Below are 1,389 nucleotides of genomic sequence, written 5' to 3' on the forward strand. Positions count from 1 at the left end.
TACGAGCGCCGCGCCGTGGAAACCATGGTCCTGCGCTGCACCGGCACGGCGGAGCTGGGCTTCTATGACGTGAAGGTGCCGCGCGAGAACTTGCTCGGTGCCGAGGGCGAGGCCATGCGCATCACTTTCGCGGGGCTGGATGCGGGGCGGCTGCACATCGCCCACGGCGCCGTGGGCGCGGCGCAGGCGGCGCTCGATCTGGCGACCGATTACGCCAAGACGCGCGTGCAGTTCGGCAAGCCGATAGGCAGTTTCCAGCTGGTGCAAAAGCATATCGTCGACATGACCATGCGCGTGAGCGCGGCGCGCGCGCTGTCCTACCAGGCTTCCTGCGCCATGCAGCAGGGCCGCGCGACCATGGAATGCGCAATCGCCAAGCTCTATGCCACGGAAGCCGCGCACGAAGTCGCGAGCATGGCGCTGCAGGTCCATGGCGGCCAGGGCTATGCCGTGGGCTACCCGATAGAGCGGATTTTCCGCGACACGCGTGGCGGGACGATTCCCGAAGGCACGACCGAGATCCAGACGCTGATCATCGGCCGCGAGCTGCTGGGCATGTCGGCGATTGCGTGAGGCACCCATGACACAAACCATCTCCATCGAACCGCCCGTCGCCGTGGCGCTGGACCAGGTCGCCGCGGGCCGCTATTACTGGGAAGACCTGCCAGTGGGTTTCCGCTACCAGACCGCGTCGCGCACCATCACGGAAGCCGACATCGTGTCCTTCGCCGCCTTGACCGGCGACATGAACCGCGCCCATGTGGACGACGAGGCCGCGCGCACCGGCCCGTTCGGGCGGCGCATCGCGCACGGCCTGCTGGTCGTGTCCTATATGGCCGGGCTCAACACCCGCACCATCGTCAACCAGCTGCTGGAGCCGTCCATGCTGGCGCTGCTCGGCACCGAGTGCCGCTTTCTCAAGCCCACGTTCGCCGGCGACACCATCGGCGTGGAAATCGAAGTCATCGAGGCCCGGCCGACGTCCCGGCGCGACCGCGGCATCGTCAAGTTCCGGCGCAGCGCCGCGACGCAGCGCGTCTTCGCGCCCGGGCGCCTGTCGCATTCGCTGTTTCTGTTTGCCGCGCTCTGGGGGCTGTGGAGCGGCGCGGGCGTCGAGATCCAGGAGCGCTTTTCCGCGGGCCGCGCGCTCGCGCGCCTGCAGGCGGGCGCGTTCCCGGTGCTGGTCGCCGTGCCCAGCCAGCTGCAGCTGATGCTCGAGTGGGCGCAGCGCCGCCATGTGGCGCCGATCGCGGGTGTGGCGCTGCTGCTGATCAGCGGCGCGCGCTGGATGCGCGAGCGCACGCCGGCGCTGCAGGCGCTGTTTCCCGCGGCGCGCATCGTCGAGTTCTATGGCGCGTCCGAAGCCAGTTATATCGCCTGGATGGACGC

The 1,389-nt window shown here is 69.0% G+C and carries 2 protein-coding genes; both read left to right on the plus strand.

Annotation, left to right across the window (positions count from 1 at the left end):
* A partial coding sequence (locus D3H34_RS32635) for an acyl-CoA dehydrogenase family protein (RefSeq protein ID WP_147400594.1) occupies positions 1–573 on the plus strand: 573 nt, incomplete at its 5' end.
* Between the two features lie 7 nt (positions 574–580).
* Positions 581–1,389 (plus strand): MaoC/PaaZ C-terminal domain-containing protein (locus tag D3H34_RS34590; protein WP_205736863.1); only part of this gene is annotated, 809 nt, incomplete at its 3' end.

It is taken from the genome of Acidovorax cavernicola (genome assembly GCF_003581445.1).